Source organism: Pseudomonas sp. G5001, from assembly GCF_013385475.1.
GTDB lineage: Bacteria > Pseudomonadota > Gammaproteobacteria > Pseudomonadales > Pseudomonadaceae > Aquipseudomonas.
On sequence record NZ_JACAPZ010000035.1, the window covers coordinates 152,291 to 166,616 of the forward strand.

Consider the following 14,326-nt stretch of genomic DNA (forward strand, 5'->3'; position numbering starts at 1 on the left):
TATCAAGGGCCGCACTTCAAATACGAGGACGTTGAGGTATGAAAGCGCAAGGGATATGTGCGAAGCAGTTTGAAGCGGTCAAGCAGGCCTTCGAGGACATGTTCGATGATCCGCAGGAACGTGGGGCCGGCCTGTGCGTGCAGGTAGGCGCAGAGATCGTTGTCGACCTGTGGGCCGGCATGGCAGACCTGGCGGGCACGAAACCCTGGACCCGCGATACGCTGGCCAATACCTTCTGCGTAATAAAACCCTATGTCGCGGTGGCCGTCCTGATGTTGGTTGAGGCGGGCAAGCTGGAGCTGGATGCACCCGTGGCCCGTTACTGGCCCGAGTTCGCCCGGAGCGGGAAAGCAAAGGTCACCCTGCGCCAGGTGATGAACCATACCGCAGGCCTGCCGGCGCTGCGGGGGCCCGACCACAACCCCATGATGTATGACTGGGAGCATATGCTGCGACTGCTGGAGGCCGAGCCGCTGTGGTGGGAACCGGGAACGGACCTGGGCTACGGCACCACCACGTTTGGCTGGATCCTCGGCGAGTTGATTCGCCGGGTGGACGGACGAGATCCCTGTGTGTTTATCCACGAAGAGATTCTCGATCCCCATGAGTTGGACGTGCACCTCGGCGTGAACGAAGAACACTTTCATCGTATCGCGCGTTTCGACAGTGCCACGGGACGAGTCGGTGACCCTTACTCGCAGGCGTTGCGAACCGTGGTGAAAAACGAGCCGTCGCATATCGCGACGCTCGCCTTCACCAACCCCGGAATGGTGCCCAGACGAACCAGTGACCCTCGCTGGTGGGCCTACCGGCAACCCGCCGTGTGTGGACACGGTTCGGCTCACGGCCTGGCCGGTTTCTACAGTGCATTGATGGCAGGAAACTTTATCGGTCCCGAGCTGCTTACTGAATTCAGCCGTGAGCACAGTCATGGCATGGATCGAGTATGGATGCGCCCCATGCGTTATGGATTGGGTTGCATGCTCGAGCAGCAACGCGACCCGACGGCTTCCCATGCAATGGGCCCGAACACCTTTGGCCATATCGGGCTTGGTGGCCCGATCAGTTTCGCTGATCCCGAAAAACAAGTGAGCTTCGGTTTTGTCACCACGACTTCGGGCAGCCATTCGATGATTGATCCACGCCCCCGCCGACTTTCATCCCTTGTCTATGCGGCGCTTTGAAGGCAAGGGGCGGATCTGTTCATCTGAGGCTTTCAAGGGGGCGCAATACTGCCGAATGCAACGCAGCAAGTTTGTGGCAAGACACAAGTGGCTGATGGCAAACCGAAACATTCCCCTCCCGGCCAACAATGAGTCATTGGCTTATGAACGAAGGCTGGTACAACGACGACATGATTTATTTATAAATAAATTCATACGCCTCGATATAAGAACCTATCTCGTTTGAATGAGCAGTCACCCACACTGCATTCATGCCTGTCTTTCTTTGATCGTTGAATTCCGACTGAGTGGTACAAAGCGCAACCCAGCGCTCAGTCTTTAAATCCTTAATCCGCAGACCCGCCTCACAACGACTGAACTTTCCAACGTAGGGCCCCGGAGTCACCAGCTCGTAAGGTGACGCATACTGAACAATGTCGCCGGGCAACAGGTACGTAACGACGTCATAACTGTGCAAGGACAAAATCAGACCCAGGCAAAAACCACCAAAAAAAGATTCTCCAACACGGTTCGGGTTTCTTACAGCCGGACGATAGTAGGTGGCCCTTGCAGCAAAAAAGAGTCCAACCAGACAACCAATGACTATATAGGTCGTCCACTCGGGAATCGATGGCATTAAAACCGTTCGCATTACAATGCGACCGGCCCAGAGCGTATAAGCAATCCATGCTCCAAATAACAGACACACCACCAACAACAAGGTTCTTTTCTTTGATTTGTTTTCAAATGAAGGATATTCCATTCCCTGCCTACTCTATTTTTAATTCCCGGGAAAAGCGCTTCGTGCTTCACGCCAACTTCCTTTACCCGATTGGCATGCCGGGCATATTAACGAATGAGCGTCATGGTGACCGATCTATTTACCCACGACTCACAGACATGGCCAGAGCGCCATCGGTTCTACCCATTAGCGCAAATTGTTCAACCGCCTCACATCCCTTATCCTCGTGGCCTTACCTGCCAGCGCCCGCCGGAGCCCCCCATGGACCTCGCCACCCTCACCCTCTTCCTCCCGGCCTGCTTCGCCCTGAACATGGCGCCAGGCCCGAACAACCTGCTGTCCGTGAGCAACTCCACCCGCTACGGCTACCGCACTTCGTGCCTGGCAGGCGTCGGGCGACTGCTGGCCTTTGCCGGGATGATCGCCCTCGCGTCCGCCGGGCTGGCGGTGGTGCTGCAAACCTCGGAGTTGTTGTTCTACGGGATCAAGATCCTGGGGGCGGCGTATCTATTTTATCTGGCGTATCAACTGTGGCGGTCCAATCCGCACGCGGAGGCTGAGTCGACGGAGCCCAAGGCGGGCTTGTGGGCCTTGGCGCGACAGGAGTTCCTGGTGGCCGCCGGCAATCCCAAGGCAATCCTGATTTTTACCGCCTTCCTGCCGCAATTCGTCGACCCGGCACGTCCGATCACGCCGCAATTTGCCCTGCTGGGAGCGATGTTCCTGGCGCTGGAATGGTTCGCCATCAGCGCCTACGCCTATATGGGTTTGCATATGCGCCGCTGGTTCGCGCAGCCTCGGGGCAAGCGGATTTTCAACCGCTGCTGTGCGGGGTTGTTGTCGGCCGCCGCGACGGTATTGCTGATGGCGCGCAGGGCCTGAGCACTGCGAAAAACCGGCGAAAACGCTTACAATCGCCGTCTCACCGCAACTCAGGCAGGCCAGTTCGCCCATGGCGCTCGACCCCATCACCATACTGGTCCTCACCATCGCCCTGGCAGGCGCCGCCGCGCTGTACCTGGCGGTCGAGTGGCGCAACGTTCGCGAACCGTCGCTGCTGTACTGGACTGCCGGTTTCGCCATCATCAGCGTGGGCAGCACCCTGGCGCTGTTGCGGGCCAGCGGCCTGCTGTTGATCGGCATCTGGTTCGCCAACGGGTTGCTGATCACCGCCCACTGGCTGTTCCTGCTGGGCGTTGCGCGTTTCACCCAGGTGCGCCTGTCTCGCGCCTGGTACCTGATGTTCGTGGCCTGGTTTGCCATGCTGCTGTTGCCGGAAGGACAGTCGTGGTCCAGGGCCATGCTGCTGGCCAACTCGCTGCTGGTTGCCCTGCCGACCCTGCGGGCCAGTTTCCTGTTGCGCCCCCATGGCCGATCACTCAGCGTGGGCGCGGTGCAACTGCGCTATGTGCTGCTGGCCCACGGGCTGTTCTATCTGGCCAAGTCGCTGGTGGCGATCGTGCCGGGGACACTGATCGACCTGACGGCGTTTCGTGGCGAGATCATTCAGGTGTCGCTGGTGGAAGGCGCCATGGCGATCATGCTGATTGCATTGTCGATGACCGGCACCGAGCGCTACCGCCGTGAGGAACAGATTGCACGGTTGGCCGCCCGCGACCCGTTGACCGCGCTGTACAACCGCCGCGCTCTTGAAATGCGCGCGCCGAGCCTGCTGAGCGAGGTGTCGCAGGCCCGGCCGGGTGCCCTGCTGTTGATCGACATCGACAATTTCAAGCTGATCAACGACCTGTACGGCCATACCGCGGGCGACCGGCTGCTGGTGGCCCTGAGCGAGATGATTCGCGCGCAGTTGCCCGATGATTCGCTGGCGGCGCGGTTGGGTGGCGACGAGTTCGTGATCCTGCTTAATGACACCTCGAACGCGCGCATTGTCGCGCTGGGCAGCGCCCTGCGCGAACAGTTTCATCAGGCTGCCTCGCAGGCGTTCGCCACGCCCGAAGCGGTGACATTGAGCATCGGCGCCAGCCTGTTCGACACGCCCCCCGCCAGCCTCGCGGCCTTGATCGAACAAGGCGACGCGGCGCTGTATGAATCCAAGCGCGGTGGACGCAACCGTATTCGTCTGGTGGACCGGACTGCGGTGGGCGCCGATTGACTCAATCGGTGCATCAACCTTTGAGCGCCGCCTCAATCCCCGCTATATCAATCCTGGTCATCCCCATCATCGCATCAAACGCCCGCTTGGCCGCTGCCGGGTCGGGATGGGTGATCGCCGCGCTCAGTACACGCGGGGTAATCTGCCATCTCACCCCCCATTTATCCTGGCACCAGCCGCAGACGTTTTCCTGGCCGCCATGGCTGACAATCGCGTGCCACAAGCGGTCGGTTTCCGCCTGGTCGTCGGTGGCCACCTGGAACGAAAACGCCTCGTTGTGCTGCACGCCGGAGCCTCCGTTCAGCCCCAGGCAAGGAATACCCATGACGGTGAATTCCACGGTCAACACATCGCCCTGTTTGCCCGCCGGATAATCCCCGGGGGCGTGATGGACCGCGGTCACTGCGCTGTCCGGGAAGGTCCTGGCGTAGAAGTTGGCAGCGTCCAGTGCACTGCCGTCGTACCAAAGGCACACCGTGTTTTTGCTGAGCATGAGTGTTCTCCAGCGTGGAGGTTCGGACTTGCAGTGTAGTACCGCTACCGACAAGAATGCGTTCGCGTCCTGACATGAACCCAAACGGTGCAGAGAATGAGTAATGGTATAAGGATCGACCCGCGAATCATCCCGGTTCCGCGGTCCATCAGCCCCGAGGCCCAGGCGATGCTGCAACGCATGGTGAACGCCGATGGCGTGCCGCTGAACAGCCTGTACACCCTGCCCGCACCCGATGACCACGCTGGCTGGCGCCGCATGCAGGCCGCAGTTGCCCAACAGTACGCGGCGTCCCAGGCGGGACAGACGGCAGACCACGTTGAGACATTCACCGTGGAAGACGCCACGGTGTACCGGGCGACGCCGGCATACGGGGCCGAGTTCGCCTATATCGACCTGCACGGCGGCGCCCTGGTGTTCGGCGGCGGCGAAAACGCCCGCCTCGCCGCCGGCAAGCACGCCGACCTGCACAACCTGACCTGCTACGGCGTGGACTACCGCATGCCGCCTGACCATCCGTACCCGGCGGCACTCGATGACTGTCTGGCCACCTACCGGCATGTGCTGAAGCACCACACCCCGGACAAGATCGTGATCGGCGGACGCTCGGCCGGAGGCAACCTCGCCGCTGCCATGGTGCTGCGCGCCCGCGACGAAGGCTTGCCGCTGCCGGCCGCGCTGGTATTGCTGTCACCTGAAGTGGACCTGACCGAATCGGGCGACAGCTTCCAGGTCAACCGCACCGTCGACGTGGTGTTGCCCAACCCGCTGATGAGCACCAACCTGCTGTACGCCGCTGGCGCGGATTTGTCTCACCCGTACCTGTCGCCGCTGTTCGGGGATTTCGCACCAGGCTTCCCGCCGACGTTCGTGCAAAGCGGCACCCGCGACCTGTTCCTGTCCAACGCCGTACGCCTGCACCGGGCGCTGCGCCGGGCCGAGGTACCGGTGGAACTGCACATCTTTGAAGCAATGCCCCACGGCGGTTTCATCGGCGCGCCGGAAGACGCAGAACTGTCGGCAGAGCAGGTGCGTTTCGTGCGCCACTGGTTGAACCGCGACTGATCGCCGTGAGTTGACACACCCTGTAATAATCCATAAAGATAAGCGCCTTCTTCAGGGTGTGTCCTCAATGTCTGCAACGACCTTCAACTTTTCCGTCATTGGCTTGATTGCCAAGGCGCAAGGTTGCGTTGCGCACGCCCTCAAATCGAAGAAACAGTCGCTCATGTGACCGGGGCGCGCTGTCCCGTCAGATGAGCTGACAGGACATTGAGCGCGAAGGCCCCCTCCTCTTGCTTACTTCCCTCTGCCCTTCTGACGGTGACGAAATCGGTCAACCATCAGGAGAAAGCGCATGTCATCGTTTCAAGGTATCTGGGTTCCCGTCGTTACACCGTTTCATAACGGCGTTATCGACTTCATCGGCTTGCGCCGCCTGGTCTGCCATCTGCTGGAACAAGGCGCGGCCGGGATCATGGTCTGTACCACCACCGGCGAAGCCGCAGCACTGAGCCGCCGTGAGCAGTTGGCGATGCTGGATGCCGTACTGGAACTGGTACCGCCCCAGCAGGTGGTAATGGGCCTGGCGGGGTATAACCAGATTGAGCTGCTGCAGTTCCAGAGTGAAATCCTGCAACGCGCGGTGGCCGGTTTGCTGGTACCGCCGCCGAGCTACATTCGCCCGTCCCAGGCGGGCCTTGAGGCGTTCTTCCGCACCGTGGCCGATGCGTCCAGTGTGCCGATCATTCTGTATGACATTCCCTACCGCACCGGTATCGCCTTCGAACAGGCGACGTTGCTGAACATCGTCGCCCATGAACAGATCGTCGCGATCAAGGATTGTGGCGGCAACCTGGCCAATACCCTGGCGCTGCTGGCCAGCGGGAATGTGGATGTGTTGTGTGGCGAGGATGTGCAGATATTCAACGCGCTGTGCCTGGGAGCGACCGGCGCGATTGCCGCGTCGGCGCATGTGCGTACCGCAGATTTTGTGGCGCTGCATCGACAGGTTCGCGACAACCGGTTGCTGGCGGCTCGCGAGACGTTTTTCGGGCTGCTGCCGTTGATTCACACAATGTTCGTGGAGCCCAATCCGGCACCGGTGAAGGCCGCGCTGGCGATGGAGGGTTTGATCGGCAGTGAGTTGCGGGCGCCGATGTTGGGGGCGAGTGAGACGGTGACAAATCGGTTGCAGCAAGTATTAGGCGTGCGGCAATGACCCGTGGCGAGGGAGCTTGCTCCCGCTGGGCTGCGCAGCAGCCCCAATTCAGGCACCGCGTTTTCGCCAGGTAAAATGGGGTGACCGGTTTTGGGGGCGCTTCGCACCCCGGCGGGAGCAAGCTCCCTCGCCACAGGGCACGGGCTGCTTATCCTCTCGCCACCGCCAACCGATGCAACGTGATCTTGCGCACCTCCTGCTTGCTCACCTCGATGTGAGTCTTGAGCAGTTGCTGCGCCAGATCGCGGTGCCGTGCCGAGATCGCATCGAGGATGCTTGCATGTTCCTCATAGGTCGCTGCAATACGTGATTGCTGAGTGAAATCCAGCCGCCGAATGATGCGGATTTTCTCGGTTATCTCGTAATGCATGCGCGCCATTTCAGCGTTGCCCGTGGCCTGCACCAACCCGCAGTGGAACTCCTCATCCAGCGCGCAGACGACCTGTGCGTCATCCAGCCGGGCACTTTCGTCCACCCGCCAGATCGCTTCAAGCCGTTCAAGCCCCTGCTCCGCGATGCCACACAAGCGGCTGACGGCGGCCAACTCCAGCACGATTCTTACGTCGTAAAGCTCTTCGAAATAGTTGAAGTCGAACGGCCGCACCTGCCAGCCACTCCTGAAAAACACCTCCAGGTACCCTTCCCGCTCCAGCCGATACAGCGCCTGGCGCACCGGCGTGCGGCTGGCCTGCATGCGCTCGGCCACGTCACCTTCACTGAAGCGATCACCCGGCAGCAGGCGAAAGCCAAAAATGTCGTCCTTCAACTGCTGGTAGACCCGTTCCGCCAGGCTGTCCGGCCGTTCGCCGGGTTTTCTCGTGGTTGAGAGCTGCATGCCTAGTTCCTGCTCGCCATGTACGCGCGCCAGCCGCCGAATTCGGTGATGTCGGTGGCGCCTGCCAGGGCCCAGGGCTCGCAGATAAAACCCTTCACGCTGCGCCCGTCCGCCAGGGTGAGGTTGCCGATGCCCAGCGGCGCGGGAATCTCGGCGACGAACTCACCAAAGCGTGCGACAGGCATGTCCCACAGCTCGACGATGATCGAGCGGCCCGAGTCATCCCTGGCCAGCCCCGGCTTGGGCGGAACCGTGCCCGGCAGTGCATGCAGGCGGTAGTTGCTCGCCGTCAGGGTTTGCTCCACCAGCACGGCGTTGCGGCTGGTCAGCTGGAAGTTCAGCGGCATCCCGGTGAGATGCGCCCCAACCACCGCCACCCGCACGCTGCCGGGCGCCTGTCGCGCCGGTGCCGGTTGCGGCAGATTGCGTTGGGTAGCGCCCAGCGGAAGATCAAGGCCGGCCTGCCAACGCTTGCCCAGATGCGCCAGGGCGGCGTCGTGCCAGGCCGGTGCGATAAGGGTGACGCCGCACGGCAGGCCGTCGCTGCGCAGCCCGGCGGGCACGGCCAGTGCCGAGAGGTCGGCCAGGTTGGTGAAGTTGGTGTAGAAGCCAAACTGCGAGTTGTAGAGCACCGGCTCCACGGCCATTTCCGCCAGGGTGCGGATCGTCGGCGATGTCGGCACCAGCAAGGCGTCGAAACCGGCCAGGGTGTCGTTGATGCGGCGGCTCAGTTCGGCGCGCAGGTATTCGGCTTTATAGGCATCGCAGGCGCTGTACGTGTGGCCGTTTTCCACAATGCCACGTACCACCGGGTTGATCGCTTCGGCGTTGCTGGCGAGCATGCCTTCCAGTGCCACCGTGCGCTCCGCAACCCAGGAGCCGTAATAGAGCTGCTCGGCGAGTTGCTGAAACGGGCTGAAATCCACCGCCGTGATTTCGGCGCCGAGGGACTGGAACCTGAGCAGCGCCTGTTCAAATACGGCCTGGTTCTGCGCGTCGCCAAAAAACTCCAGGCTGGCCGGAACCGCCAGCTTGATTGTGGCGCCGACCGCTACGGGAGCAGTGTTGGGATTGACGCGTGAATAGGCGTCGCTGGCGTCGTAAGCAGCAGCGAGGCCCGCAACCGTCTCGGCATCTTCAACCGTCAGAGCAAACACCGAAATACAGTCCACGGTACGACAGGCCGGCACCAGTCCGGTGTTGGACAAGCGCCCCTTGGTCGGCTTCAACCCGACGATATTGTTGAAGCCCGCCGGCACCCGCCCGGAACCGGCGGTGTCGGTGCCCAGGGAAAACGCCACCAGCCCGCGGGCAACCACCGAGGCCGAACCCGAGCTGGAACCGCCGCTGACATAGTCCGGGTTAAAACTGTTGCCCACCGCGCCGTAGGGCGAGCGTGTACCCACCAGGCCGGTGGCGAACTGATCGAGGTTGGTCTTGCCCATCAGGATCGCCCCGGCCGCCCGCAACCGCGCCACCACCGAGGCATCCGTCGCGGCGGTATAGGCAAACTCAGGACACGCCGCCGTGGTTTCCCAACCCGCCGCATCGATGTTGTCCTTGATGGCAAACGGCACGCCATACAACGGCAACTGGTCGATATCGCCGTCGACCGCCGCAAGCCGCTCGGCCAACTGCGCCAACTGGTCACGCAATTGCTGCGGTTGCACCTGGCTGATCCAGGCGTTGTCCTCGGCGGGAAACATGCTCGCCAGGGTCAACAGGATGTCGGGAGTCAGCGCCTGGGTGCGGTAGGCAGCTTGCCATTCACCCAGGGTCCAGCCGAGTTGTTCGTTGCGCATTGAGGATTCCATCTTGTATCCAAGTTTGGATTTCTTTTAGCAATCCCTGGGCCAATCAGCTGCAAGCCAATGAATACGTGAGGTTGACAGAAAACCCACCGATGGATCGCCTCCAGCCGTGCTCCGTCATGAAGCAGCAATGCGCCAAAAAAAGACATTCTGGCGGCCGCGCGGTTGCGAGCGGCCCGATACCGGCCTATGTTCGAAACCATGTTGTAAACGCTGCTGTCCATCCCATACGCCCTTTCCGTAGCCAGGTGACGACATGCCCACCGCTTCCCGCCCCGCCGTGCTCGAACTGATTGGCAATACCCCGCTGGTGCGGGTCAGCCGCTTCGATACCGGCCCGTGCACGCTGTTCCTCAAGCTTGAATCCCAGAACCCCGGCGGCTCCATCAAGGACCGCATTGGCCTGGCCATGATCGACGCCGCCGAGCGGGATGGCCGCCTGCGCCCCGGCGGCACCATCATCGAAGCCACCGCCGGCAATACCGGCCTCGGCCTGGCCCTGGTGGGACGCGCCAAAGGCTACCGGGTGGTNNCCACCGAGAAAGTCTTGCACCTGAAAGCCATGGGCGCCGAGGTGCACATCACCCGCTCGGATGTCGGCAAGGGCCATCCCGAGTATTACCAGGATGTGGCGGCGCGACTGGCCAAGGACATTCCCGATTCGTTCTTCGCCGACCAGTTCAACAACCCGGCCAACCCCCTGGCCCATGAGACCAGCACCGCCCCGGAAATCTGGGCCCAGACCCAACATGACCTGGATGCCATCGTGGTTGGCGTTGGCTCGGCCGGCACCCTCACCGGCCTGACACGCTTCTTCAAGCGCGTGCAACCTGACCTGGCCATGGTGCTGGCCGACCCGGTCGGCTCGGTGATGGCCGAGTACAGCCGCAGCGGCACCATGACCGAACCCGGCTCGTGGGCCGTGGAAGGTATCGGCGAAGACTTCATCCCCTCGATCGCCGACCTCTCCAGCGTGCGCCACGCCTATTCCATCAGCGACGAAGAAAGCTTCGACCACGCCCGCCAACTGCTGCGGGCCGAAGGCATTCTCGGTGGCTCCTCCACCGGCACCCTGCTGGCCGCCGCCCTGCGTTATTGCCGCGAACAGACCGAGCCCAAGCGCGTGGTCACCTTCGTCTGCGACACCGGCACGCGCTACCTGTCGAAGGTCTACAACGACCAATGGATGAACGACGCCGGCCTGCTGCAATACAAACACTACGGCGACCTGCGCGACCTGATCGCCCGTCGTTTCGAGGACGGCCGGGTGATCAGCGTCGGCCCCGACGACAGCCTGCTCACCGCCTTCCAGCGCATGCGCCTGGCCGACGTCTCACAGCTGCCGGTGCTGGTGGACGGCAAGCAACTGGTGGGGGTGCTCGACGAGTCGGATGTATTGCTCGGCCTGCATCAGAACGCCGCGCACTTTTCCATGACCGTGGGCAGCGCCATGACCAACGCCCTTCACACCCTCGCACCCAGCGCCAGCCTTGCACAATTGCAGGCCGAGCTGGATCGCGGGCTGGTGGCAATCATTGCCGACGCCTCGGGCTTTCACGGCCTGATCACCCGCGTCGACCTGCTCAATCACCTACGGAGATCCCTTGCATGACCCAGCACGATAAAAGCGCCTTCGCCACCCGCGTGATCCATGCCGGGCAATCCCCGGACCCGACCACCGGGGCGCTGATGCCGCCGATCTACGCCAACTCCACCTACCTGCAAGACAGCCCCGGCGTTCACAAGGGCTTCGACTACGGGCGCTCCCACAACCCGACGCGCTTCGCCCTGGAGCGCTGCGTGGCCGACCTGGAAGGCGGCACCCAGGCGTTCGCCTTCGCCTCCGGGCTGGCGGCGATTTCCACCGTGCTGGAACTGCTCGACGCCGGTTCCCACGTGGTTTCCGGCAATGACTTGTACGGCGGCACCTTCCGCCTGTTCGACAAAGTGCGCCAGCGCAGCGCCGGCCATCGCTTCAGCTTCGTCGACCTGACCGACCTGTCGGCCTTCGAAGCCGCGCTGCAGGACGACACGCGGATGGTCTGGGTCGAAACCCCGAGCAACCCGCTGCTGAGCCTGACCGATCTCAGTGCCATCTCCCGCATCTGCAAGGCCCGGGGCATCATCTGCGTGGCCGACAACACCTTCGCCAGCCCCTGGATCCAGCGCCCGCTGGAGCTGGGTTTCGACATCGTGGTGCACTCCACCACCAAGTACCTCAACGGCCACTCCGATGTAATCGGCGGCATTGCGGTGGTGGGCCAGAATCCTGAACTGGCCGAGCGCCTGGGCTTCCTGCAAAACTCCGTGGGCGCGATTGCCGGGCCGTTCGACGCATTCCTGACCTTGCGCGGGGTGAAGACCCTGGCGCTGCGCATGGAGCGCCATTGCAGCAATGCGCTGGAACTGGCGACGTGGCTGGAGCAACAGCCGCAAGTGGCGCGGGTTTATTACCCAGGCCTGGCATCACACCCGCAGCATGAGCTGGCACGCCGGCAGATGCGCGGGTTTGGCGGGATGATTTCGGTGGACCTGAAAAGCGACCTGGCAGGAGCGACACGCTTCCTGGAAAACGTGAAGATCTTTGCGTTGGCTGAAAGCCTGGGGGGCGTTGAAAGTCTGATCGAGCACCCGGCGATCATGACCCATGCGAGCATCCCGGCAGCGACCCGGGCGCAGCTTGGGATTGGTGATGGGTTGGTGCGGTTGTCGGTGGGGGTTGAGGATGTGGAAGACCTGCGGGCGGATCTGGCGCAGGCGTTGGCAAAAATCTAACGCGCAATCTGCCGGAGCGAGCATGCCCGCTCCGGCAACACCTTAAAGAGCGTAATTGACCTCAACCATTCGCCCGGTCTTGATGGACTCCAGCGCACAGTCCGCCAAGTGCAACGCATACAGCCCATCGCGCATGTTGGTGGGCAGCGCGCGCCCCGCGCTCAGTGCCTGGATAAACTGCCCCAACTCATTGCGGTAGGCATCCGCATAACGCTCCAGGAAGAAATGCTGCAACGGCTCCAACGCCTCGGTGTGCTCGTGGTTCCAATGGCGCAAGGTGCTGGGTCGATGGTTATCCGTGAGCAACACCCCATTGGCCCCGGACACCTCAAGTCGCTGGTCATACCCGTAGACCGCCTCCCGACAGCAGTTGATATGGCACTGTTTCCCGGATGCGGTGCGCAGTAGCACCATCACGCTGTCGAAGTCGTCAATCTGCGCCAGGCTCGGGTCTACCAGCCGGCTGGCTATCGCGCTGACTTCGATGGGCTCTTCACCCAGCAGGTGCCGCGCCATGTCGAAGTCATGAATGGTCATGTCCCGCAGGATGCCGCCGGAATGTGCCAGGTAATCCCGTGGCGCCAACCCCGGGTCACGGCTGGTGATGATCACCTGCCGCACAGCACCAATTTGCCCCGCGTCGATGGCCTGGCGCAGGCGCAGCGTGTCGGGATCGAAGCGGCGGTTGAAGCCCAGCATTACTTTGCCGCCCTCGCGCTCCACAGCTTGCGCCGCCGCCCGCGCCTTGGCGAAATTCAGGTCAATGGGCTTCTCGCACAGCACGGCCTTGCCCTGGGACACGGCCGCCAGCAGCAAATCGATATGAGTGTCGGTGGGTGTGCCAATCACCACCGCGTCGATATCGTCCCGACTTAGCACTGCTGCGCAGTCATAGGCCGCCTCGCAACCCAGCTGCGCAGCCAAGCCATCGACGCCCTCCCGCCAGGGGTCGGCGACCACCACCAGAGTGGCATCAGGATGGGCCGCGACATTGGCCGCGTGAATGTTGGCGATGCGCCCTGCACCAAGGACAGCGATACGTAGCATGGTCGAACTCCTGGGATTGTTATTGGGTTTGGAGATTCAGTCCGGCAGGTTGAACGGTGTGACGATCTGTACCTGTGACGGCGCAATCGGCCCAGCCTTCCACAGCCGATGAAATTGCAGGATGTGCAGGAACACATGGCGCGCATCGATCTGCAGGTTGTGATCGATAATCGCGGCGACTTTTTCTTCAGCCAACAGCTGGCGATTCTCTTCGTCGAGGTCGTGAGCAATAAACACGTCCAACGGGCGATCCAGAGCCGCGAAGGCGTCGACAATTGCGCGGTTGCCACCGCCGACGCTGTACACCGCCTTCAGTTCGGGATGCTGCTTCAACGCATCGGTGACCCGGGCAAATGTTCGGTCATACACGCCGTACCCACCGCTGATATCCAGTACCCGCAGGTGCGTCGCACGGCCGCGCAGCCACATGCGAAAACCCATTTCGCGTTCTTCCTCGCCCCGGAACAATTCACTGCCAATCACCACCGCCACTTCCTGGGGTTGGGGTGACAGCCAGCGGGACAGAAGGTACGCGGCGGTTTGTCCAGCGGTGCGGTTATCCATGCCTACGTAGCCGATGCGCTCGCTGTGGGGCAGATCGGTGACCAGGGTCACCACCGGAATACCTGCGGCCGCCAGGTGCTTGACCGCCAGATTCACCGCCGGCTCGTCCGCGGCCTTGAGCACCACACCCTGGCTGCCGGTCTCGAGGCAGCGCAGCAATTGGTCGTGCATCGCCTGAGGCTCGATCTCTTCGAACACATGAAACCGCGGGGCGATACGAAACGGTGCCAGGCTGCCCAGTTGGGCGGTGATGGCGGCCTGCACCGCCGCACTGAAGCGCTTGGGCGTGTGCATGATCACATCGACATGAAAGGTACGGCCTACTGCCAGGCCATTTTTTTCCTGGGATTCCAGCTCATCCAGAGCCTGTTCGATACGCCGCCGGGTTTGGGCGTGCACGCTGCCGCGCTCATGCAAGACGCGATCGACTGTCGCCTTGCTGACGCCCGCCTGGGTGGCCAGTTGCTTGATGGAAAAGTGTTTAGCGCGTTCGAGCATGCTGTTGAACCTGAGGTCTTTTTGAGGTTTTTTTGAGACTCGTTGAGGTGACCGCAATGCT

Annotated in this window: 13 protein-coding genes; 7 read left to right on the forward strand and 6 right to left on the reverse strand. The window is 62.1% G+C overall.

Translation table 11 applies throughout. The annotated features are described in order from the left end of the window. Window positions 1-38 precede the first annotated feature (38 nt). The gene (locus HX805_RS25795; RefSeq protein WP_177117414.1) at window positions 39-1,184 is read left to right on the forward strand and encodes a serine hydrolase domain-containing protein; all 1,146 of its coding nucleotides are present in this window, start codon (window positions 39-41) and stop codon (window positions 1,182-1,184) included. A 175-nt stretch (window positions 1,185-1,359) separates the two neighbouring features. On the opposite strand, the gene HX805_RS25800 is transcribed toward HX805_RS25795, so the two are convergent. After that, complete coding sequence (locus HX805_RS25800; RefSeq protein WP_003215135.1) at window positions 1,360-1,926, reverse strand: hypothetical protein; 567 nt, start codon at window positions 1,924-1,926, stop codon at window positions 1,360-1,362. Between the two features lie 240 nt (window positions 1,927-2,166). On the opposite strand from HX805_RS25800, the gene HX805_RS25805 reads away from it, so the two are divergent. Together HX805_RS25805 and HX805_RS25810 are read left to right on the forward strand one after the other, a co-directional pair. Then, window positions 2,167-2,787: a LysE family translocator gene (locus HX805_RS25805; protein WP_177117415.1), complete on the forward strand. Its 621-nt coding sequence runs from the start codon at window positions 2,167-2,169 to the stop codon at window positions 2,785-2,787. A gap of 70 nt (window positions 2,788-2,857) precedes the next feature. Continuing rightward, window positions 2,858-4,021, forward strand: coding sequence for a GGDEF domain-containing protein (locus HX805_RS25810; RefSeq protein ID WP_008436297.1), 1,164 nt, complete (start codon window positions 2,858-2,860; stop codon window positions 4,019-4,021). 13 nt (window positions 4,022-4,034) lie between these two features. Here the strand turns inward: HX805_RS25810 and HX805_RS25815 are convergent, their stop codons facing one another. Then, window positions 4,035-4,514, reverse strand: a complete 480-nt coding sequence (locus HX805_RS25815; protein ID WP_087695027.1) for a VOC family protein — start codon at window positions 4,512-4,514, stop codon at window positions 4,035-4,037. Between the two features lie 96 nt (window positions 4,515-4,610). On the opposite strand from HX805_RS25815, the gene HX805_RS25820 reads away from it, so the two are divergent. Then, window positions 4,611-5,579, forward strand: a complete 969-nt coding sequence (locus tag HX805_RS25820) for an alpha/beta hydrolase (protein ID WP_177080893.1) — start codon at window positions 4,611-4,613, stop codon at window positions 5,577-5,579. 292 nt (window positions 5,580-5,871) lie between these two features. Next, on the forward strand, window positions 5,872-6,735 hold the full coding sequence (dapA, locus tag HX805_RS25825; protein WP_177117416.1) for a 4-hydroxy-tetrahydrodipicolinate synthase: 864 nt from the start codon (window positions 5,872-5,874) through the stop codon (window positions 6,733-6,735). Window positions 6,736-6,883: 148 nt separating this feature from the next. Here the strand turns inward: dapA and HX805_RS25830 are convergent, their stop codons facing one another. Together HX805_RS25830 and atzF are read right to left on the reverse strand one after the other, a co-directional pair. After that, window positions 6,884-7,570, reverse strand: a complete 687-nt coding sequence (locus HX805_RS25830; RefSeq protein WP_177117417.1) for a GntR family transcriptional regulator — start codon at window positions 7,568-7,570, stop codon at window positions 6,884-6,886. Between the two features lie 2 nt (window positions 7,571-7,572). Next, window positions 7,573-9,372, reverse strand: coding sequence for an allophanate hydrolase (gene atzF / locus HX805_RS25835; protein WP_177117418.1), 1,800 nt, complete (start codon window positions 9,370-9,372; stop codon window positions 7,573-7,575). A 265-nt stretch (window positions 9,373-9,637) separates the two neighbouring features. On the opposite strand from atzF, the gene HX805_RS25840 reads away from it, so the two are divergent. Beyond that, the gene (locus tag HX805_RS25840; protein WP_177117419.1) at window positions 9,638-10,993 is read left to right on the forward strand and encodes a cystathionine beta-synthase; all 1,356 of its coding nucleotides are present in this window, start codon (window positions 9,638-9,640) and stop codon (window positions 10,991-10,993) included. Further along, window positions 10,990-12,156 (forward strand): cystathionine gamma-synthase, encoded by a 1,167-nt coding sequence (locus HX805_RS25845; protein WP_008436288.1) that lies wholly within the window; start codon window positions 10,990-10,992, stop codon window positions 12,154-12,156. Before HX805_RS25840 ends, HX805_RS25845 begins: the two co-directional genes overlap by 4 nt. A gap of 42 nt (window positions 12,157-12,198) precedes the next feature. Here HX805_RS25845 and iolG read toward each other — a convergent pair whose 3' ends face one another. Both iolG and HX805_RS25855 read right to left on the reverse strand, forming a co-directional pair. Further along, window positions 12,199-13,203, reverse strand: a complete 1,005-nt coding sequence (iolG, locus tag HX805_RS25850) for an inositol 2-dehydrogenase (protein ID WP_177117420.1) — start codon at window positions 13,201-13,203, stop codon at window positions 12,199-12,201. Between the two features lie 36 nt (window positions 13,204-13,239). Then, window positions 13,240-14,265 (reverse strand): LacI family DNA-binding transcriptional regulator, encoded by a 1,026-nt coding sequence (locus HX805_RS25855; RefSeq protein ID WP_003215111.1) that lies wholly within the window; start codon window positions 14,263-14,265, stop codon window positions 13,240-13,242. Window positions 14,266-14,326: the final 61 nt, after the last annotated feature.

Excerpts from the sequence above, each read along its gene's own strand:
- HX805_RS25795 (WP_177117414.1), top strand. The coding sequence starts at position 39 with ATGAAAGCGCAAGGGATATGTGCGAAGCAGTTTGAAGCGGTCAAGCAG.
- HX805_RS25800 (WP_003215135.1), bottom strand. The coding sequence starts at position 1,926 with ATGGAATATCCTTCATTTGAAAACAAATCAAAGAAAAGAACCTTGTTG.
- HX805_RS25805 (WP_177117415.1), top strand. The coding sequence starts at position 2,167 with ATGGACCTCGCCACCCTCACCCTCTTCCTCCCGGCCTGCTTCGCCCTG.
- HX805_RS25810 (WP_008436297.1), top strand. The coding sequence starts at position 2,858 with ATGGCGCTCGACCCCATCACCATACTGGTCCTCACCATCGCCCTGGCA.
- HX805_RS25815 (WP_087695027.1), bottom strand. The coding sequence starts at position 4,514 with ATGCTCAGCAAAAACACGGTGTGCCTTTGGTACGACGGCAGTGCACTG.
- HX805_RS25820 (WP_177080893.1), top strand. The coding sequence starts at position 4,611 with ATGAGTAATGGTATAAGGATCGACCCGCGAATCATCCCGGTTCCGCGG.
- dapA (WP_177117416.1), top strand. The coding sequence starts at position 5,872 with ATGTCATCGTTTCAAGGTATCTGGGTTCCCGTCGTTACACCGTTTCAT.
- HX805_RS25830 (WP_177117417.1), bottom strand. The coding sequence starts at position 7,570 with ATGCAGCTCTCAACCACGAGAAAACCCGGCGAACGGCCGGACAGCCTG.
- atzF (WP_177117418.1), bottom strand. The coding sequence starts at position 9,372 with ATGCGCAACGAACAACTCGGCTGGACCCTGGGTGAATGGCAAGCTGCC.
- HX805_RS25845 (WP_008436288.1), top strand. The coding sequence starts at position 10,990 with ATGACCCAGCACGATAAAAGCGCCTTCGCCACCCGCGTGATCCATGCC.
- iolG (WP_177117420.1), bottom strand. The coding sequence starts at position 13,203 with ATGCTACGTATCGCTGTCCTTGGTGCAGGGCGCATCGCCAACATTCAC.
- HX805_RS25855 (WP_003215111.1), bottom strand. The coding sequence starts at position 14,265 with ATGCTCGAACGCGCTAAACACTTTTCCATCAAGCAACTGGCCACCCAG.